Annotated in this window: 12 protein-coding genes and 4 pseudogenes; 3 read left to right on the top strand and 13 right to left on the bottom strand. The window is 36.4% G+C overall.

Annotated elements, in window-relative coordinates; genetic code table 11:
* The first annotated feature begins 69 nt into the window (after positions 1-69).
* Positions 70-2,466 (top strand): alpha/beta hydrolase family protein, encoded by a 2,397-nt coding sequence (locus AASI_RS08655; protein ID WP_012473128.1) that lies wholly within the window; start codon positions 70-72, stop codon positions 2,464-2,466.
* Between the two features lie 136 nt (positions 2,467-2,602).
* Here AASI_RS08655 and AASI_RS08650 read toward each other — a convergent pair whose 3' ends face one another.
* The 6 genes from AASI_RS08650 to AASI_RS09225 all read right to left on the bottom strand — a co-directional run bounded on the left by AASI_RS08650 (position 2,603) and on the right by AASI_RS09225 (position 9,519).
* Positions 2,603-2,770 (bottom strand): NUDIX hydrolase, encoded by a 168-nt coding sequence (locus AASI_RS08650; protein ID WP_187146248.1) that lies wholly within the window; start codon positions 2,768-2,770, stop codon positions 2,603-2,605.
* A gap of 91 nt (positions 2,771-2,861) precedes the next feature.
* Positions 2,862-3,767, bottom strand: coding sequence for a 1,4-dihydroxy-2-naphthoate octaprenyltransferase (gene menA, locus AASI_RS05170; RefSeq protein WP_044283042.1), 906 nt, complete (start codon positions 3,765-3,767; stop codon positions 2,862-2,864).
* A 130-nt stretch (positions 3,768-3,897) separates the two neighbouring features.
* The gene (locus AASI_RS05165; RefSeq protein WP_012473126.1) at positions 3,898-4,410 is read right to left on the bottom strand and encodes a DNA-3-methyladenine glycosylase; all 513 of its coding nucleotides are present in this window, start codon (positions 4,408-4,410) and stop codon (positions 3,898-3,900) included.
* A gap of 138 nt (positions 4,411-4,548) precedes the next feature.
* On the bottom strand, positions 4,549-5,553 hold the full coding sequence (locus tag AASI_RS05160; RefSeq protein WP_148204964.1) for a hypothetical protein: 1,005 nt from the start codon (positions 5,551-5,553) through the stop codon (positions 4,549-4,551).
* Positions 5,554-5,770: 217 nt separating this feature from the next.
* Complete coding sequence (locus AASI_RS05155; protein ID WP_012473124.1) at positions 5,771-9,121, bottom strand: sodium:solute symporter family transporter; 3,351 nt, start codon at positions 9,119-9,121, stop codon at positions 5,771-5,773.
* A 263-nt stretch (positions 9,122-9,384) separates the two neighbouring features.
* Positions 9,385-9,519 (bottom strand): hypothetical protein, encoded by a 135-nt coding sequence (locus AASI_RS09225; protein WP_262481528.1) that lies wholly within the window; start codon positions 9,517-9,519, stop codon positions 9,385-9,387.
* 115 nt (positions 9,520-9,634) lie between these two features.
* Between AASI_RS09225 and AASI_RS08645 the strand changes: the two are divergent.
* Positions 9,635-9,792: pseudogene (locus AASI_RS08645) on the top strand (IS1/IS1595 family N-terminal zinc-binding domain-containing protein); the annotation flags it as partial.
* Between the two features lie 4 nt (positions 9,793-9,796).
* Positions 9,797-9,873: pseudogene (locus AASI_RS09345) on the top strand (IS1-like element ISCaa1 family transposase); the annotation flags it as partial.
* 177 nt (positions 9,874-10,050) lie between these two features.
* Here AASI_RS09345 and bcp read toward each other — a convergent pair.
* From bcp to AASI_RS05115, 7 genes and pseudogenes are all read right to left on the bottom strand, one after another.
* Positions 10,051-10,506: a thioredoxin-dependent thiol peroxidase gene (bcp, locus tag AASI_RS05150; protein ID WP_012473123.1), complete on the bottom strand. Its 456-nt coding sequence runs from the start codon at positions 10,504-10,506 to the stop codon at positions 10,051-10,053.
* Positions 10,507-10,552: 46 nt separating this feature from the next.
* Complete coding sequence (locus tag AASI_RS05145; protein ID WP_012473122.1) at positions 10,553-11,053, bottom strand: BrxA/BrxB family bacilliredoxin; 501 nt, start codon at positions 11,051-11,053, stop codon at positions 10,553-10,555.
* 68 nt (positions 11,054-11,121) lie between these two features.
* The gene (locus AASI_RS05140) at positions 11,122-12,657 is read right to left on the bottom strand and encodes an ankyrin repeat domain-containing protein (RefSeq protein ID WP_012473121.1); all 1,536 of its coding nucleotides are present in this window, start codon (positions 12,655-12,657) and stop codon (positions 11,122-11,124) included.
* Positions 12,658-12,910: 253 nt separating this feature from the next.
* Positions 12,911-13,402, bottom strand: a complete 492-nt coding sequence (locus AASI_RS05135; RefSeq protein WP_012473120.1) for an ankyrin repeat domain-containing protein — start codon at positions 13,400-13,402, stop codon at positions 12,911-12,913.
* A gap of 213 nt (positions 13,403-13,615) precedes the next feature.
* A pseudogene (locus AASI_RS09115) lies at positions 13,616-13,837 on the bottom strand (metal-sulfur cluster assembly factor); the annotation flags it as partial.
* A 147-nt stretch (positions 13,838-13,984) separates the two neighbouring features.
* Positions 13,985-14,777: pseudogene (locus AASI_RS05125) on the bottom strand (IS5 family transposase).
* Positions 14,778-15,116: 339 nt separating this feature from the next.
* Positions 15,117-21,935, bottom strand: coding sequence for an AAA family ATPase (locus tag AASI_RS05115; protein WP_012473118.1), 6,819 nt, complete (start codon positions 21,933-21,935; stop codon positions 15,117-15,119).
* Positions 21,936-22,176: the final 241 nt, after the last annotated feature.

Raw genomic sequence — 22,176 nt, 5'->3', positions numbered from 1 at the left:
ATAGGGTATGTTTGTTGGGGCAGAATAGCAGAAAATTGTAAGCGCCTTAAAAAGCAAATAGAAGATAAATTGATACAAAATATTTGCAACTATTCTTATCATCCTAATGATTATGTACATGGGCTACTTGCTAGTCATATATACTATCCTAAACATAAAAAAGGAGATCAAGTAAAACTTCAAAGTATATCTAAGCAATTAGGGCATGAATTACCGCCAAATCCTCAAAATATTTGGGAAATAGTCCAAGTAGAAGATGATACGGATGGGACAGGCTATTGTAGTAATTTATATGTAAATAAAAATATGCAACAAGCTGTACTATCATTCCAAGGTACTCAGGTTGAAAGCATTGTTAAAATACTAGATAATAAAGATTTGAAAGAGGACTTAGCGAGCATACTGGCCAATAAAATTACAAAGCAGCAAGCACTTGCTTATAAAGCAACAAAAAATGCTGTTAATTATGCTAAGGGAAAAGGACTATCTTTATCTTTTACAGGTCATTCCTTGGGTGGTTATTTAGCAGAGTTAGGAGTGGCATTCTGTTATCTCGATGCTGAACTTGATTATAGAGAGGTTAAAGCAGTTGTATTTGATAGTCCAGGAAGCGGAGAAAAAATAAACCTTCTTAAATCTAATAGTACGGAGTTTGATATTCAAAAGTTGCCCATAGTTACTTACCTTTCAGCACCTAATATTGTAAATTCATGTAATGGGCATCCAGGAGAAATCTGTATAGTCCATCCAGAGCTAAAGTTAAAAGACTGGGCAATAAAATATATAGAAGCGGTAAAAAGTTGGCCCTTGGTAGGTAAAAATATGGTTAGTATTGCCAAGTGTCTATTATCACTTACAGGGCATAGTCTAAATACTATCCTTGCATCATTTGATCCAAAAACAGGTAAGCCATTTAAATATATACGCATAGGTGATTGGCCAAAGTTCGACCTAAAAAGGCTAAATCATAAATCTTATCTAGGCAATAAAGGAAGAGTAGGTGGGGCTATAGTGTCAAAGCTTGCCCGGATCATAAATATTCCTATGGGTGGATTTATAGGCTTCCAAGCTGGAGCTTTTATAGAAAATAAAATAGATGAACGCCTATGTCTTTTAAGTAGTATAATAGGATTTTTATTAGACTATAAAAAGATAGATGGAAAGCAGCTCTTGCAAACATTAGAAGAATTAGATGAAAATTATAACAAGCCTGAAGATGAAACAGCTGAGAATGCTTTTAGACTCAAGTATATAGGACACTATAAAGAAAGCGGGTTAAAACTTAATCAATATAAAGTACATAAACATAAGAATAAAAGTGTTGATTGGTACCTGTATAAGTTAAGGAAGTATGCTAGAGATAAAAGTGTAATAGATAGGTTGAGTAACGGAGATTTTACCATACGGGTATTACAAAATATTTTAAAAGATTATGATATTGTAACCATATCTGAAAGCCAGTATATCGAACTTAATACAGAACAAGGAGATATAGAGGTGTTACGAGCTAAAATGCGTAGGAATTTAGAAATACTGACAGCTAAAGAGATTGAGCATGCTATGCACAGTATACGTACACTCACAGCAAAAAGGTTATCAGTTCGACGTAAAGCTGATTCTTTTGCTCGTGTGAAGAACGGCCATGAGCAAGCAAAGCCTACTCATGAAATGAATAAAATTGTAAATAAGTCTTTAAAAAGGCAAAACTTTTGTGATAGACAAATAGACTACCCACATAAGGAAGAAAAACAATACGATTTAAAAAAAATTATAATTCTATCTATTTTTATATTCTTCTTATTATCATTACCTATATTAGCTTATATATTTCACCTCACTCTTAGGCAGAATCACGTAGAAAAATCTGAAAATGAATCTATTATAGAACATTGGCAAAATCACAATTTAACAGAAAACGTGCAAAATAATTATAATGTCTTACAGGAAATAGGAGGAAGTACAGTTAATTCTAGTTATAATAATGAGGACGCTGAATGGGCAGCATCTATTGTTCAAGATATAAGAGCAAAGCAACTAGACACCGTTTATTTGCATATTGCTGCAGATTTAACTCCTAAAAGAGCGGCGGTTCTTGGTAGAAATTTACAAGGAACACAAGTGCATACAGTTCGGTTAAACCATATTGTAAATGGAGATAACATAATAACGGCTCTTGCTAAAAATCTGGAAGGAACGCAAGTACACACAATTGTTATAGTATCCAGTGACATAGGTTTTGGTTATATAAATGATTTTTTCAATGTGAGAGCAGCAGAATTTGCTCAAAACTTGCGAGGAACTCAAGTACACACAATTGCTATAGTATCCAGTGACATAGGCAACAGATGGGCTATAGAATTTGTTAAAAATCTAGAAGGGACCCAAGTACATACGGTTGATTTCAGTGATAGTATTATAAGTGATAAAGAGGAAGGCCGATATCTAATTGAATGGGTTTTTGACTAGAGTATTTAGAGTAAGTAAGAATAAATACACCGAAACACTAATTAATTAGATATTATATAATAATAGTTATATAATAATAGTTATATAATAATAGTTATATAATAATAGTTATATAATAATAGTTATATAATTTATATTATGTTAAATAAGAACAAATACTATCCCCTGCTTCCATTTGAAACCGGATGCCTGCTTCTTCCCATGTTTCCCGCTCAGCCGTTTTAGAAGCTAATTCACCAGGTAAAGGCTTACGCTTACCTGCAGGAATGTCCCATTTCCCTGCTTCTCGTAATTTGACAACCAAAAATTGAATATTGGTGGCATTATAATACCCATAAATATCTCCTCTTCTATATTCTATATATTTCTATGGCTTTAGGTCACTTAGTCCTTTCTTAACAGTCACAGCTTAGTACTAACCCAATACTAAAGAGTAATACAAAGGACAATTGTGCCATTACCAATCGTTGTAATAAAGGATCTAATTGATTTACAGGAAGACGCATAGTGAGCATTCCACTTTGTACTAACTGAGGGAGAGCTGCTAGAAAAATCCATTGTATGGGCCTATGATAATGTTGCGCTGTAAAAATAATTGCTCCTAAAATCCCCATTACTAATAATGCCCATTGGTAATAAAGTGCTGCCTTCCTTCCTATCCTTACTACCAACGTTTTTTTTCCTATTGGTGCATCTTCATCGATATCGCGAATATTGTTAAGATTTAGAACAGCTACGGAAAAACAGCCACAGGTTAATGCTGGCAACAAATAAGCAGTATTCCATATTTTAGTATGTAAGTAAGCCGTTCCCAACACACCTACTAAGCCAAAAAATATAAATAAGGATACATCGCCTAACCCTATATAAGCATATGGTTTAGGACCCATTGTATATGTAATAGCTGCTATAATAGCTATTACCCCTAATAAGATAAATTGGATAAATGTATTTTTAGGTAAGTCTGCTAGATGTAAAAGTATTATCCCACAAACTATAGTCAGCCCTACTAAACAAAAAATAGCAACTCTAATCTGTTTTAAATTTACACTTCCTTGTGAAACTGCTTGCGTATTATTTACTCTAGCCCCTACCCCTGCACCATGCAAAAAATCTCCATAATCATTAGCCAAGTTAGCTATTATCTGTAAAAGCGAGGCAGTAATTCCTGCTAGTATGCCAACCGAGATATCCCACTTACCTGACCAAACAGCCAATGCAGTACCCATTATAATACTTGATATTGATAAAATTATAGTGGGTAAGCGTACTACGATAACCCATGTTTTAATAGAGGGCATATTGAAAGCGTTAAAATTTCTATAAAAAATATATTTACTACAACCTCTTTTCCCCTTTACTAAAAAGGAAATCATTACTTGTTTCTACTACAAAGATATACCAGTTTACTTCGCTCAGCACGCATAATAGTCAAAGATGATACATTTCTTCGGGTGTAATAATAAAACGCCATAACTTATCTACAGCTTTCTTTATACCTACTCGTGCAGTTTCTTGATATGTTGGATTAGTTATCCCCTCCATAAGATACATACTATCATGATTAACTAAGCAAAGGTTATTATGTGTCCTATCAATATTCAAATGGCGGCAAATTTTACCAGGCCCATTTAGGTACACATCTGATAACTTAAGTCCACGAATCAGTACAGCGCTAGGTTGCCCAGACTCTTCTGTAACAATATTCAAACAATGATACATGCCATATATTAAATATACATATACGTGACCAGGTGGCCCAAACATAATTTGTGAACGAGAAGTCATACCTAGTGCAGCATGCGAGGCCGCATCATCCAAGCCTCGGTAAGCTTCTGTTTCTGTAATAATCCCTTCAAATTCACCCCAGACCAGCTTTTTACCCAGAAGGTCTTTGGCCACTTCTACAACATGCCTGTTATAAAAATCATAGGTCAGTTTCACAAAATTGTTGTTTAAAATTGGGATTATAAGATAGTTAATTCAATTTGTAAGGCTACCATACTAATCTTTGAAATGTCGTTCAGTAATGTATGTGTAATAAACATCCATTTAAATAAAAATATTAGAGAAAATCAAATTTTATTCTTTAGTAAGGCTTGTTGGTAAGTTAAAATAATTAGAAAGTACTGGAAACCTATTTACCATAATATTATGCATTTCCATAAGATTTTCTAAGTAATCGTCGACCAGCCCTGTAGGGAGCATCCATTTGATTTTCAGTGAATTTCTGGCTATTTCGTAACGTTTAACATGTTCTTTAAGAAAGCTTTTATTTATAATACCAGAAGAGGATTTTTTACCTATATACACCAAGTGAGCAACCGCAATTCTTAACTTTAGACAATAGAATAAGTTTATTAGATCTAGTTTATCTTTTAAATACACTCTTTTGAAAAAGCTAGCTTCAAGTATTGCTTGTACATGATCACTTAAGTCATTTAATGTTTGAATGATATATAACCTTACTTTTCCATTACTTTCCATCAACTCATCATCATTTAGTATTTGCTTTACTAAAAATTGAGCTATTAAACCTTCAAAAAGCATATGTAGATTATTCTTCCTAAAATGTTTGTAGCATGCTAAAGAATACATAGGTTTAGCAAAAATATGATTGATAGTATTTTGAATTTTTTCTAAGAGTAATATTTTTTCTATCAATTCTGGGTCTTGTATACGTAATATATATTCTCCTGAATCTTTAAATACTTGTTCCTCTTGAACGGATTCTGTAGCTTTTAGCTTTACTTTACTTTTATCCATTTCGTTTTGGCGTGTACGCTGCAACTTTTTATGTTTTTCCCATTGTTGTTTTTTAAACAGGCTACCTTTCTTATCAGTGAAAGTACCTCCTATAGAAATGATATTAGTTTGCTGCATTAAATCTGAATGGTCGGTAGATTGCACGATTGGATGAACATCATCCTTTGGTTTCTTACTGATACCAACATCATTATAGATAATCACACTATTTAGGATTTTTACAGAGGATTCTTTGATTGGTTGTTGATTATCATCCACATCTATATTACTAGAATGAGCTTCTGGCTTTACAGGTATGTTATTTATAGTGCAACTTTGCAAAAATAAGCTTACCAACAAGACACATAAATTGAGCTTGTAACACATTGTTGAAAAAAATTATAATAAGATTGATTGATAGTTTCGAACGTACAATGGCTAGCCAATAAGAGCCAGTTTACATGACTGGTTCTCGGCTACCACGTTTATAGGTAACATGTACTAATAATATAGCAAATGTTTAAAGAGAGTGTGCATTTTTGTATAGTAATTTTAGTTACTATTTACCTAAAACTGCTACACTGAGTTTTTCTAATTCCTGTGCTAAAGTATCTAGCCGTAAGTGCCTTGACATAGGCACAAAAAAAGCTAATGTTTCGCCAGCTATTCTCTTTTGCTTAGTCAAAGAGGGATGCCCTTCTATCGTACGCATATTATGCAACCTATCTACTAACTTTATTAAGGCTGCTCGCTCATCCTCATAATTCATCAGCCTATGTAAATTTTCATGATCTACTAAATTTATCCTTTTAAGTTTACTTTCTAGATTAGTACCTTTTCCAACCAAAAACCCTACCTTCTCTCCAAACATAGCTTGTATATGAGCAAGAGATAAACTAGTATCTTCCACTGTGTCATGTAATAAAGCTGCCACAATTGCATCCTGATCTTGTGTATAATCTAGCAAAATTATGGCAACAGCTATAGGATGTGTAAAATAAGGCTCTCCTGAATGCCGTTTGGTACCTCCATGATATTTCTTGATTACCTCTAGGGTTCTTTTAATAACTGTTATATCTATTGATGTGTCTTGCAACTTGGTTATCAATTCATCTTCTAACTGGACTGCTAAAGGATGGACTAGTTCCAAAGGATCTACTGCTGCTGACTTTTTAATCAGCTCCATTACCTTTCCTCGCACTTCTCGTACATTAACAGGGATAACGTACATGTGTAGTCTATTTTGATCCTGGTCTATATATCCATAGTGTGCATCGATAATACGTACATTTTCTACTAAAGGAAGTATTTCTACTGTCATAGATAAGCTATTATTAAAGTTTTCTTGCTCTTTGCTAATATAAACTTCCTGAAGAGCAGGTATTTGTCTTTCAATCGTCACCGTAATACGTAAAGCCTCTACCTTTTTAGCATACCCTTCTATATGAGAAAGCTCATACCCCAATCTAGTATCTTCTATAGTTATGATAATAGGTACATTATGAAGATTGTAGCTTTGTATATAGCTGATACTATTAACAAGGAGTTGCTTAATTTTAGGTATATCTGCGTGAAGCTTCTTATGACTTGTATAATTTCTAATTAATATTTGAGGACGAGGTTTTATTGCATGTACTTTAACTAAAATTTTGACTTCAGACAGTAACTTGTCTATATAACTTTCACTTACGTCTAAGCGTACATAGTCACGCACCCGGTAAATAGCCTGCTTAAGATAGGCGGAAGTGGCTTGGTCAAAGATTTTTAATTCTTCTGGTTGTAGCTCTTTTAGAAGTTCTTCTCTGTAGTTGGCCACCTCTACAAGTCTATCTTGAAATTTCTTCTGTGCTAGCAATAAATAGTTAGTTTGATCAACTAATTGATCTTTTGTCTGCCTAAAGCTAATAATTGCTAATAAGAAGCTTATAAAAAGTGGAAGCCCATAGATAGCTTTAAACTGTAAATAAACCCCATCAACTTTTATTATAGGGATATAACCTATATAAAAATAAAAAACTCCTATACTTGACAATATACCGCTAATAACTACTACAAGCATTAGCTTCCAGTCCAACAACAAAGCTGTTAACACTATATTTAATATAAAAAGCATAACCTGTACTTGATGAAAACCACTCATGACCATGAGTATTGTACCAGCTATAAAAAGTATATAGCAAATGGCTAATGGCCAAGCAACAGCTATGAAACGATTATTTTTAAGAGTATGTGGCCAAGCAGGATAAGTAATGAAACAAGCAGTAATAATAAGTGCAGAATGTGCAATATAATCATACAGTTTTTGGTAGTTAGCTACAACTTCTGTAGAAATTGTAAAAAATGAAGCATAAGTAGCTCCTAAAACATATAGCCCAAAAAGAGAATAAATAATTTCTTTTTCAGGAAGATTTCGTTTGAGATAAGATAAAATATTAGGGTTTTTTATAGCGTCAATAATTTTTTTCCATGCGTCTTGCCTTTCTTGCCTAGCAACCAACAATGGGTATGGATCTTTAATGCCTACCCATCCTCCGCTTGACTTCAACATATAATGGCTACCCATTAAAAATACCAGATTAGCTAACATGCCTGGGATAACACTATTGATTTGTGTATCTGCTAACAGCTTATCCCATAACAGTACAGTTATAAAACCTGCTGCCATACCAATGAGCACAGGCTTAGTGGTACTACGAAAGCCAAACACAGCCAATAATAAAGGTACTGTGACAATTGGCATATAAAGGCCCCATGCTAAAAGTACAAGCTCTAAGAAATCAGTTTTGTATAAGGCTAGTAACAATGCTAATGCACCTAGAAAAAAAGTAAATACTTTAGCAATTCTTACTTCTTGGCTTACTGCAAGCTTTAATGGCTTTATAATATCATTAGCAAATAAGACTGCAGCAGAGTTAATATGGGAGTCTGCTGTAGACATAACCATAGACATGGTTCCTATGAGTATAAGCCCTTTAAGCCCTGGATAAGTATAGCTATTGACTATATAATTAAATATTTGATCAGGCTGCAACTGAGAATTAGTTCCTAAAATTAAAATACCTATCCAAATAGAAAATAAAGTAATAGCGGTACATAGAAAGAATGAGTAAGTAAAAGACCGCTTTACTTGTCCAGTATTAATAGCCATAGTCACTCTTTGGAATATAGCAGGCTCAAATCCTGGAATAAAATAGAACAACATTAAGGCAAAACAACTAGCCAACCTTTTAGGAGAACCTATCAAAGTATTATAATCAAACTGTGGGCTATTCTGAATGGCATGTATGATGGCAGTATGATCTTTAATTCCATTCCAAATGGTTAATGTTAAAAGTGGAATAAAGGTACCAAAAGCAAAAAATTGCATGATATCAGTAAATGTAACAGCACGTATTCCTCCAAGGGCGGCATATATAATTACAATACTAGCAGCTGCTATGGTTGAATAAATATCATTTACTCCAAATAAGATACTTAGTACTTTAGCACTTACTTTAAATTGTATAGCTACGCCACCTATACTAATCAATATGCCACAAATGGCTGTAATAATACGTACAGACTTACCATATAAATCGCCTAGTGCCTCTGCTACAGAGTTATTCTTTAAAAATTCCCCCATTCTTGCAGCTAAAAATAACCCTGTAAACAGTAAAGTAAAATTATCACAAATAATAGCTAGTATAAAATACCATCCTTCACTATAAATTTTTGTTAATTTAAAGGTCATGAAGCTACCACTGATCCATGTGGCTACAATCGTAGAAGTAAGTGCAGCTGTAGAAAAATTTTTATTACCAATAGAATACTCTCTCAAATTCTTTGCACGTCCACCAGCCAACAGTCCTATTGCCAGGTTGATAAGCAAGAAAATACTAAATAAAATAACATCGATAGAAATATGCGGCATATAGATACATTATTTAGCTACAATTTTAAACATCTATTTTTTTACGGAATTATTACGCTTCACATTTTTAATTAAATCCCTTACTTTAATACAAAAGGTCAGATATAGTAATCAAACTTAAATGTTAAGTCAAGTTTTCTACCATATTACTGTAAATGGGCAGCTTAGCTTAACAGTATAATTGTAGTTTTAACCAATTTTGTATGTTATTTATACACTTATACATTAGAGCACATGCTTATACATTAGGGAAAAATATATAGTTAGGTATCAATAGCTTTTTCTATTAATCTATTAATAATTAGAGTACTGCTGTTAAGCTTAACTTTTATTCTTCTCCCTTTGAAAGCAGCTACATATTGTAGCTTAGAAGGCTGCTTGTTTATCCAATCAACCATTCCCTTCCCTATTCCTTAACTAAAAGGATATAAGCTATTCACTGGAAGACATCCACTGCGTTATTGGGGTTTGCTAACTTAAGAACAGGTATTAAATTAGAGAGAAAGAATTCACATGGAATGTAGACGATGTAAATCAAATAAAACCATTAATAATGGAAAAATACGGGGTAAACAAAGGTACAACTGCAAAAGCTGTGGCTTTAATTTTGTCCAAGTAGATGAGCGTAGGGAGAAAATATAGATAAACAAAGCATGGCGATTCATTTATATTGTGCAAAATAAAGCTCAAGGAAGTCAAGCGGTAGAAGTAATAGAAATGGATGAGATGTGTGGTATTATGTAGGGTCAAAAATAGGAAGATCTTCAATCAAGTATCTCCATCTATAAAGCTCGTTATCATAAGATCACCTGCTTTTATAATTAGCTTTTGATATGTGTCAGCTCGACATATGCTCTTTACTACTAACCCAATATGTAGTCGATAAGCTAAGATACCTGCATGTTTTTTAGAGGAATATTTTTGTAAACTTATCTTTTAGGAAAAAATTGATTTGTATGTTCGCCTGTCTTTACTTTCTCAATAATTTGCTCAATTTTCCCATGTTCATCAATAAGGAAAGTTTTGCGTGCTGTGCCCCAATATTTTTTACCAAACATAGACTTTTGTACCCATGTACCATACTGTTTATGAATAGTATGGTCTTGGTCAGCAATTAGTCTAAAAGGCAACTTGTATTGGTCTATAAATTCTTGGTGAGATTGTTCATTATCACTACTAACTCCTAGTATCTCATAGCCTGCTTGTTGTAGCGCATAATAATTATCTTTTAGGTTACACGCCTGTGCTGTACAGCCAGGCGTATTATCTTTAGGATAAAAGTAGAGTACTAGTTTTTTACCAGCAAATTCTGATAATTGAATGGTATTTCCATTTTGGTCTTTACCGATAAATGTAGGTGCTTGGTCTCCAACTTTTAAATGCATATTCGCTAGTTTTTAGATCTAATATAATCTATACATCCATACATTTTTAACAGTGTTCTATTAATGCATCAGCAATTTCTTCAGCAATTTCCTCCGATGGCCTACCTTTAATCTGGTGGCGTTCCATAAAATAAACTACTGCTCCATCTTTAATCAATGCAATTGATGGAGAAGATAAAGGATAGGGTTTAATATAATTTTGTACTTGCTCCATAGCTTCTTCATCTATACCAGGAAATATGGTAACTAGATGATCGGGCGTGTATGGGTTTGTAGCTAATGCTTCCACCACACCCATTCGTGCGTCAGGCCCTGCACAACCACACATTGAGTTAACTACAAGCAAGGTAGTGCCTGTATGATTAGCAAAATGCTCTGTTACCTGTTTAGCATTTTTAAAGGGAATAAAGCCTGAATCTGTTAATTCGGCTTCTATTATTGCAACTAATTCTTCGGGATACATATTTAGGAAATGGTTAGTTGTTAATTTATTTTCTATAGTAATATATACTGCTGCAAAGATAAGTGTTTTATCGATTTTCCTCAAACCATTTATTGTAAGGCGTATTATATTTTCCCATACGAGCTAACTGTCAGATGCTAATAGAAAAACCCTTACATAAGTTGCAATATCCTTCTCATCTCATCTAATTTAGCTAGATCCATTGGAGACTGGTCCTTTTTATTCTTTATAGTTATGTCTGCACCTTTAGCAATAAGCTGTTTAGCTATTTTTATATTGCCCTTCTCAACAGCTTTATGTAAGGGGGTATTCTCTTGATCATTTTGTTTATTTAACTGTGCAGGCTCCAATTTTTTTATTAATTCTTCAGCTATTTCTGTATGGCTGTGTAATATAGCAAGGTATAGTGGTGTATACTCGTTTATATCTGGTTGATTCAATTGTTCTGTAGATAATCTATTTGTCAATTCACGTGCCACAGCAGACGTCCCCTCAATAATAGAAATATGTAACGGAGTAAAACCAAGACCATTGGCTTCATCTATTTTAGCGCCAGCATCTAGTAGTCTCTTTACTGTTTCTATATGTCCATATTGGCTAGCTTTATATAGTGCAGAATTACCTTGAAGATCTTTCTGGTTGAGTTCCCATGTGTCCAAATAAGGTATTAATAATGATACAACTTTACTATGACCCCACGAAGCAGCTAAATGTAATGGAGTCTGCCCTTCTATGTTTGCGAGATTTAATTGTTCGCTATTTAAATGTGGTATTAATTCTTTAGCAACATCTATATAACCTTGTTCGGCTGCTAAATGCAAAGGCGTATAACCTCTCTTATTCTGCACCTCTAGTTTTGCCCCTTTACCTATTATTTTTTTGGCTAAGTCTGTATTATTCGAATTAGTAGCCAAATGCAAGACAGTTTCTCCTTCTATATTTTGTATATTTATACTTGCGCCTTTCTCTAATAAGAGTTCAACAATATATTCGTCACCCAATTTTACAGCTTGGTGTAAAGCCGTTTCTTTTGGATAAACTGCGGTAACATCATTAATAGCTATCTCTTCTCCTTTTTGAAGTTTGGTAAGTATGTCAGCCAAAAGTTTATAACCATTATGTACAACACTTTGAATCATATCCTCTGTAATGGGTGATATTGCATCCCATACAATAGTTAGAGGGGGTACAATATCCTTTTTACCTTTATATTCAAGCTTCACTGTTATTTTAACACTTGTAACTGTTGGTAGAGTGTGTAGTTTAAAAGGTATGACCAAGGGAGCATCACCTTTTTTAAGAGTTACTTGTTGAGTAAAATAAGACAAAGGCTTTTCAACAGCTTTCTGATGCTCATATATATTAGTATTAGTTGCATAGCGTAACGTACTACCTGAGCCACCCTCCTCGTGTAAGGTTATTTTTAATATACCATCGCTTAAATTAGCTATGGTTGCTGAAGTATTTTCTAAAGATAGGTTAAAACTCTTGTCAGTATTATTTAATATTTGTTTATTACTACTTAGTAAAAGATGAACAGGAGGTATGGGCTTTACTTTTTTTGGAATATGATTTTTTTTGGTGATAAGAGACGTAGGATTGTTGCCGCAGCCACAAGAAACTAGTATTTGCAAGCAACAGATGGCTAGCATAATAACCAAATAATTTTCCTTTTTTGAGAATTGCATAATATATCGCATTAAGTAAGTGAATCTAGATAAAGTTATAGAAAATTATAATACACTAAATGTGCATATTATATATTATTGGTAGAACCAGTCTTAAACTTATCAATAAAGACGCATTCATAAATATTAATAGAGTTTTTAGTAACAATAACTAAGTAGATTATACTATTCTGCTAGTACCCGCATACAACAAAATGCTAGCTCTTTTACTTTTTTTAGATATCCTGAACTTATTAAATCAAATTTAGCTTATTTAATTTATTCTTAATTTGTACATCAATTTTTGTTCTATTGATGTATTTCCTTTAAAAGTGTCCAAACCCAAGGGAGTATTGCCAAGTCTATTTTCTACCATTAACTGATCTGTAGGTAAACTATTTACCAACCTTTCAGCTATTGATATATATCCTTTAGAAATAGCCCAATATAATGGAGTATAGCCTAACTCATCTTGTACCATTAACTGATCTGTAAGTAATTTATCTATTAACTTTTCAGCTATTGATATATACCCCACGACAATAGCAAAATCCAAAAGAGAATCGTCTCCTTTATATTGTACCATTAACTGATCTGGAGGTAATTTATCTATTAATTTTTCAGCTATTGATGTATACCGACCCAGCATTACAAAGTACAAAAGAGTATTATCGCCTGCGTCTGCTATACCTAATTGTTCTGCAGGTAGTTTTTGTGTTAACTTTTCAGCTATTGCTATGCAACCATAGAATATTGCATGACACAAAGCTGTATTGCCATACTTTTCCTGAACATTTAGCTGACCTACAGATAATTTTATTAACTGTTTATGCTATACATAACCTTTTAAAATTGGAATATATAAGGCACTTCCTTTTTTTAATTGTTATATAAAGAGAATACTTGATTTGAAAATTTGATATTTTAGAAAAAGTATGATCGTGAGATAACTCTACAAAGATGGCAATTTATACAACAATTATAAAAAACTAAGCGTTAGCTTGGCTGCTTCAGTCATCCTATCCGTACTATAAGGTGGATCAAAGGTTAGTTCTACTTGTACATCATTAACCCCCTTTATGGCACGCACATTGTTTCCCACTTATCCTGGTATGAGTTCGGTAGCTGGACAACTAGGTGAAGCAAGGATCATTAGAATATGTATATTGTTAACAGGATAAATATTTATTTCATAACAAAGCGTCTACGTCTATTCCCTCTTGAGTCCGCTAATCATCCGAGGAGTTATGATAAATTATGATAGTTAAACTAAATTTTGAAAGGGCTCTAATAATGCACACTGCGTGAATATCACTCCTGAGCAACTTTTTTGTGCCTAAGAGCCTGTTCATAATCTTTGTAGGCATATCCTTAGAAAAGCTAGCACTACCATTTGTAAGCTTGTCGATAATCTCCTTTCACAGTTCTTCCACAACCGTCGGCATTTTTCTAACCAGCCAAAGCTCCGTTCTACTATCCATCGCTTAGGTATTATCTTAAATTGATGCAATTCACTCCTTTTAGCCACTTCTACCTCCACTCCTTGAAGCACTTCTTTTACTTGATTGGTAAATACTTTTCCTCTATAGCCTCCATCTACTAGCACCTTTTTTACCTTAGCTAATTGCTCTTTGTGCTCTGTTAACATACTTATTGCTCCAGCTCTATCTGTTTCACTAGCCTTTGTGATACCTATCCCATGGGGTAAGCCTTGGCTGTCTACGGCTATATGGCGCTTGATCCCCCTTATCTTTTTAGCTCCATCATAGCCTTTCTCTTTAGCTGTATCTGTATTTTTTACACTCTGCGCATCTATTATAATCAGGCTTGTTTGGGCTTGTCTACCTGCTTGCTTTCCCAGGCAAGTAACCATGTTTCTTTAATGCTTCTTCTAGAAAGCTTAAGCCATTTTCTTGCTTCTCACTCCATATTTGAAAATAAGCATGTACCGTACGCCATTTAGGGAAATCTTTAGGCAACATCCTCCATTGACAGCCTGTCTTAAGCACATACAGTAAGGCAGAGAACACCTCCTATAGATCTACCTGGCGAGGTTTAGTTTTCTTGCGGGCTGTTTCCAAGATAGGGCGTATGATTTCAAATTGTTCTCTATTAATATTACTAGGATACGCTTGAATCATAGATAAGCTCCTTTTTTTATCAGGTTATTGGTCATTATCATGACTAATTTAATAGCTGCTAGTTTAATAAACAAAGATTTTGAACAGGCTCTAAAGGACCAACACTCATCCTATCCGGCAAGAGAATCGAGTTACCAACCCATGATGGAACTTTTACTCTGGTACTGAAGTGTGAGCATAACCCTAGTAATGCCCAGTAAGTGGAGTCCGACAAGCAACTCATCAACCAGTGGATATAAACCATTTCTCGAAAATTCAGGCATCCAAGTCTTACCCGAGCAACGCCTGTTCCCATACATATCCAAAAGGGTAAATGTAAAGGAACGAGCAGCACCTTTTTTATTTATGTGGGATAATTGTTGCCTGAGCAAGCTGCTCTGAAGGAGGTTCCGGAGAAGATATCAAGGATTGAATCGTCCTAAACAATTCTTCTCTCCTATAAGGCTTGGTCTGGTAGGCATCCATACCAGCTTGCTTAGCTTTTCCACCACAGACTTCTTCTGCATAAGCTGATAAGCCAATAATAGGTATGGGAGCCACATCTAATTGCTTTTCTTTTTTACGAATCCATTCAGTGGCCTCTAGGCCACCCATCACAGGCATTTCCAGATCCATCAAGATGAGATCAAACGCTGCTAAGTTCCATTGTTCGGACGTTTCAACTTCCTCGAGGGCTCCAATTGCTTCGATTGCTTTTTGGCCGTTGTCAGCTACCGTACAGGTGTAGCCTGCCGCTTCCAATTGCCTACGTAGAATTTTTTGGTTCACTATATTATCTTCAACCACGAGAATATGTTTGGCTACAGAGGATAAGAGGGGATAAGGAGAAGGCAGTTTTCGTTCAATCAACGGACTTATTGTCTCTTCTATACCCACTATCTCGCAAGTTAAATGGATGGTAAATACAGAACCTTGTCCTTTTACACTATCCACTTGAATAGTACCCCCCATCAAGCCGAGTAATTTCTTGCTAATGGCAAGTCCTAAACCAGAACCTTCATATTGGGAAGAGAGCGGGCGTGAAAACTGCTGGAATAAATGTGATTGTTCTTCGGGTGTCATGCCAATACCTGTATCTTCCATGCAGATAGTTAATTGCACGTGGCTTGCATCAACTGCTTGGTTTTGTAAGCTGATTTTGATGTGGCCTTTTTCAGTAAACTTAATGGCATTGGAAATTAAGTTAATTAAAACTATTTTGAAACGTTCAGGATCTCCCTTGATAGCAATAGCCTCTTCAGGCAGGACTACAAGTAAGTCAAGATGCTTGGTCTTTAATTGTGCTGTAAATAGAGGAATCATCTCTTCAATGATTGTCCTGGGTTTAAACGGTTTAGAAATTAACTCCTCTTTGCCTGCTTCTAATCTTGACCAATTAAGGACCCCATTAATAACTGCTATCTGATGATTAACACACTGCTGAATGGTTTTTATATCCTCTTCAAGCGTTTGCACAAGCTCTTCTAACACAGGCAGAGAAGTAGGCAAGCTTTTTTTGTATGCTTTGAGTGAAGTCAACTTTTCTTCCATAAAACTTACTGTATTAGAAATGCCATTCATAGGATTACGGACTTCATGGCAAACGGTATTTACAAACTCTGCTTGCTGTTTGAAGTAACGTTCAGCCTCATCTGCCCGTTGCCGTTCTTTTTTTTCTGCTTGCTCGAACGCCTCCATCCGTTCTTGCTCTAGCTTCTTGCGCTCGGTGATGTCTAAACATACGCCTGCCATTTTAATTGGCCTGCCAGTTTTTAGATCCCGGTAGACACGGCCATGGGCTGCCATCATACGCTGACTGCTATCTGGCCAAATTATTTGATATTCCAGGTCATGGAAACTATCATGTTCCTTACATTGCTCCAGGGTTTGCTTGAGACGCTCACGATCTTTAGGATGCACCCGTTCCAAAAACGCGTCATAAGTACCTTTGAACTCATCGGGTGTCATACCAAACAACGCACAATGAGTTGCATCCCAAGTAATTCGATTTGTATCAAACCACCAATTCCAAGTACCCGCTCGGGAGGCTTCTAAGGCTAACTTTAAATCATGGGTTACCGTATGCAAGGATTCTTCAGCCAGTTGCCTACGGGCAGATTGCTCCGCTAACTGTTGTGTTAGGGCCATTTGCTCGGCAAAATACCGGGCATTTTGTAAGGAAATGGCCATTTGAGCCGTTAAAATCAGGGCTGTTTGTGCACGCTCCGGGGTAAAAGCATGGGTCATCAGGTTGTTTTCTACATACAGAATCGCTTTCAGTTCCATATGACTCATAAGCGGAATACATAAAATGGATTTGGCTTGTGCTTGGCTAATATAGGGATCCGCTTTGAACAGCTCATCTTTGGTAGCATCATCTATTACAATCCATTGATGGAATCGCTTGACATGGTGTATAACAATATGGGCCCCATGCGTCCAATCTTCTAGTGGTATTTGTTGCAGGATAGTGATCGTACCATCAGTTGCATATTCTGCTTGTACTGAAAGGGAGTCGTCTGCTTCGACAAATAAAACGGCCCCTTTTTGTGCACCCACGTTTTCAATAATGATTTGCAACATGCCATGCAAGAGTTTAGGCAGTTCGATTTCACTAGAAATGGTTTGTGAAGCCTTTAGAATGCTAGAAAGGTCTAATAATCTTAAGGTATTACTACTGAGTGTTGTTTCTTGGTTGATGGCTAATTTACTTAAGCTAGGGGGCGCTAAAGCTTTCAACAGATCTGCATATTGTGCTTTAAACTGTATTAATTTGCGCTTGGCGCCCCATTGTTTATAGCCATTAAAAGCAGTATTCAGATGACCTTGTGCATACAAAATTTTTCCTCTTGCTAGCCAATATTTAGTGGCCAATTCGGCTGCCAACGCCCATTCATGAATAAAGCCATGCCGATCAGCTAACTCTATCGCCTGGTCATAATGTACCTCAGCTTGGGCGTAATCTCCTTTAATCCGGGCTAATTCGGCTTCCACTAAAAGATACTTATGGGCAAAATTTTCTAGGCAACTGGCCTGCCAGCGTTGCATCTGCTGTTGGTTTTGTATTACTTGCTGGAGATAAGCTTGCTGATTTTCAAGAGAAGCCGTTGGATAAAGTGCTAAATGGGTTAAAGAATCATACCAATTAAAAATCGCCTTGGCATAGTGACCGGGGATAAAAGCTAAATTTCCCTTTGCTAAAGTCAAAGTGGAAAGTGCCTCTTCGAAGTGGCCATAGAGATAAAAGACTAAGGATTTTTGAATATGGTAGAGGCATAATACATACAAACTGTTTGTTTGTTGGCAGTCTGCCTCAAATTTAGTTTCATTGACGCCGTCGATAACAAAACTCCATTCATCCTGTGTTTCCCCTCTTAAATTGGCTATCACCCGCTGTACAGCTTGAATGGTATAATTAGGAAGTGGGTTTTTTGTACTTTGGGCAAATTGCAGTAGCGGTAACGCTTCTTGTTGTACCTTGACTAAAGGAATACCCTGATAAAATAGCAGCTTGATTTTGTGTAACGCAGAATAACCCGCATATTCAATTTCCCCACAGGCCAAACACGCTTCAAAGTTACTAGTTAATATAGAGGGTAACTCTCGGATTGGCTTTGACCATGGACAAGTATGGGCGAATAGAAATACCGAACTTCTACAGCGATCTACAGGCGACTGTAATTTTTCTGCCAGCTGCAGGGCTAAATTACCAAATTCATAGCCTAAGGCATATTCTTCAAACCTGTCGCAAAGCAAAAATCCATAGGCTGCATAATTATTACAAGCCTCGAGCGTGATTCCATGAGTTAATGATAAATTGATGGCCATCATGGTAGCAGCAGGCAATAAGTCTGTTCCAACTAGATAAGTCGCGCCATAGATACTCGCTAAGATTTTAAAGAGCGCTTGCTTCTCAGGATCGACGACTATGGGGGAATCCAAAAGAGAGGAAAGGGGTCTATCACGCAGCTTTTGTTTAATATCAGCAGCTGTTTTTTTGATAAACTCGGTGGGATTATCTAACGGCAACCCACTACCCAGTAATTGCAGCGTCTGATGGCTGAGGTTAATGGCCTCTTGATAAAGGCCCTGCACAACTTTCTGAAGGATGAGCAAATAGAAAATATCGACTTTATCTAAAACGGATTGCAAGTAAGGCTGCATGTCTTTAATCAGTGCTTCTGATGTCTCAAAATGGCCGCTTAAATATTCTACTTCGGCTAGTTCTTTGTGGAAATTAAAAGCAAGAGTATAATCAGTTTGCCATAGCGTTTTTATATCAATCCACTTTTGGCCAGCATACAGATAATCTAGTGCCGCTGCATAAGCGGTGGCTTGTTTGGCTTTTTGTGCTGCTTTTAAGTTTAAGCGTGCAATCCGCAAGCGCTCTTTAGGCTCACTGACGAGCAAGCGGCTGCGATTGAATTGGGCCACTACTTCGAACAATAATCTCTTTTCCCCACCAGGGCTGGCCAGTAACCGTTGGCCAATGGTCAAATGCGTGTGAGATTGCATAGCCTCTGCCAATAAATGATAAGCCGCCTCTTGCACCCGATCATGGGCAAAGTGCAGCTCATTATTAACTTGAAGCATAATACCGCTATTAAGTGCGGGTTGTAATGCTTGACAAATAGCATCTTTTGGCTCTGCCATTGCAACTTGTAAAGTACTTAATGACAGGCGATGACCTAAGCAACTGGCTGTGCTTAGCACCGCTTGAGTAGCCGCAGGCAGCTGTTGAATTTGATACGTCATTAGGGTAATGACATTCTCGGTGGCAGGATGTTGGCGGATTTTAGCCAAATCCCATTGCCAGTGGGTTTGCGGAGCAAAGGTCAACAACTGCTGATCATACAGGGATTGTAAAAATAACTTGACAAAAAAAGGATTTCCCCCTGTTTTTTGAAAAATTAATTCAGCCAGTGGCTGGATATCCGTTAAGGATTTATGCAAACTATCGGCAATCCATTGACATAAACTAGCTAGTGACAACGGTGTAAGCGTAAGCGTTTGAACGCGGATGGACGCTTCTTGTAACATGTCGATGGCTTGTAAAGCTGGATGGGAAGGGTTGACTTCTGTATCTCGATAAGCCCCTATCCATAGCAGATGGCTGATTTTAGGCTGTCGCATCAAATAGGTCATCAGCTCTAAGCTTGCATTATCAGCCCACTGTAAGTCGTCTAAGAAGATCACTAAAGGATGTGTCGCAGTAGCACAGACGTTGACAAACTCCTGAAAAGCCAGGTTGAACACATTTTTGGCTTGGTTGATATCGACAATACTAATAGGCGGTTGCTCACCGATCAGTAAGGCTAAGGTAGGAACGACCTTGACAATAAATTGTGCATGCATACCTAGCGCAGCCAGCAACCTGGCTTTCCATTGGGTAATGCAAGCTTCATCTTCAGTTAATAATTGCTTAATAAGGCTGTCAAAGGCCTGATTCACAGCACTATAGGCCACATTTTTGTTTAACTGATCGAATTTACCGGTTATAAAATAACCTTGCTTTAAGACAATGGGCTTTTGGATCTCTTGGATCAGCATGGTCTTTCCTACCCCAGGTTGGCCAGCAACCATCATTCCTTCACACTTGCCTGCACTAACACGCTCAAAAGCACTCACTAAGGTTTTGATTTCTCTTTCACGGCCGTATAAGTGTTGGGATAAAGTGAGTTTACTCGAAAAATCCTGCTGGCACAATTCAAATGTTGAGATAGCACCCTTCTCCTGTAAGTCTGCTAGACATACCCTTAAATCATAGAGAATTCCTTCACAACTTTGATACCGATTTTCAGCCTCTTTCTCCAGTAATTTCATCACCAGCTGGGACAAGGGTAGTGCAATCGTAGGTTTATGTTGGTGAGGGGGTAATGGCTGTTTAGCCAGGTGCTGATGAATAAGCCCTAATGCATCTTGGGCTATAAAGGGTAATTGGCCACAGAGCAACTGATAAAAAGTAATGCCTAATGAATAAAAATCAGTACGATAATCAACACTCCGGTTCACCCGACCTGTTTGCTCAGGCGAAATATAGGCTAAGGTACCTACCATCATGGGAATGGCAGGGTGCCTTTCCTGCCGCAAGGTGGAAGCCCGATTAAAGTCAATGATTTTAATGGCTTTTGTTATGGGCTGAATGAGGATGTTACTCAGTTTGAGATCATTGTGAATGATATTCACAGCATGAATAGCTTGCAAGCCCTCAACAATTTGTATAGCAATTTCTAAAAATTCACGGATAGAAAACCCTGATGGCGGCATAGCAGAAGTTAATTCTACTGCCTGATCATCTTCCATGACCAGTACCATCCCATATGCAGAATCTTGCTTGAGTTCCAAATAGCGGATCACATAGGGCGAATGGACCTGCTGGCCTAATTCAAACTCTTGTCGAAAGCGTTGCACCTTTTTCTCAGTCAACACTTTTTGGGTACTAACTTTAATTACGACTGGGCACTCATCTGAAAGACGTACTGCCCGGTAGATATTCGAGGAAATACCTGTATGTAAACAATTCAGCAATTTATAACCAGGTATAGCTAGCATACCACCCACATACCCTAGCTGCTCATTGTTAAGTAAATCCACCTGGATAAGTTGCTTTTGCTCTTCTTCATTTAAGGCCGCTACTTGTTCTTCATATTCTTCTGCATTATCATCATGATCTTCATTTTCACTTTCCCCCTCTCTTTCCTCCTCTTCTATTATTTTCTCTTTTCCTTTGTCCTTTCCTGTATCACTTCCTCCCATTAAACCTGGTCTATACACAGCTATACTCCCTGGTTGTCCAAGTTGAGGTAAATTAAAATGAATAAGTCTTTTTTGTGCCTCTTTATTTAGACGTGGTATTTGTGTTAAATTTATATCTTTAGCGATGTTTACCTGTAACCTGGTATAGGTTTTGCTAAAGCCTGCTGGTGCGCTTACTGCTACATCTGCTTGTAGCTGGCCATCGTGTTGATAAAAAGTAACTAGGTGACCTCCTTTTGCAGTAAATTCTTTATCGAATAACTGCTTAATAGTGATTTGATTCGTTAATTCTCGACTATTATTGGTTTGGCCTTTCTCTATAGGAATAGGTGGATTCGTGAGGTTAGAGCAGCTTTGTAAAACTAAACTCAACAGGAAAATACAGCCTACTAATTGCTGTACAAGATTAGCATTGTTCTTCATGGCTATCTGAGTTTAAAAGCCAATGATGAAACAATAGTAGTTTGCAAATAGCTTATATGCAAGCATGCAAGCATACATATATTATCAAAAAAATGCCGTAAAATCTATTTCTTAAATGATACAACTTCTTAAAAGCAGCCCCTCTCAATCCAGACCAATGGGAGAAAAAATGAATAGAAACTTACAGTTATCATAGAACAGTTATGAGCACAGCATGTTTATTAGGGACACATCTTATATT

Origin of the sequence: Candidatus Amoebophilus asiaticus 5a2 (assembly GCF_000020565.1) — a bacterium.
GTDB lineage: Bacteria > Bacteroidota > Bacteroidia > Cytophagales > Amoebophilaceae > Amoebophilus > Amoebophilus asiaticus.
The sequence above is the reverse complement of the archived record's forward strand: the minus strand, read 5'-3'. Positions and strand labels throughout refer to the sequence as shown.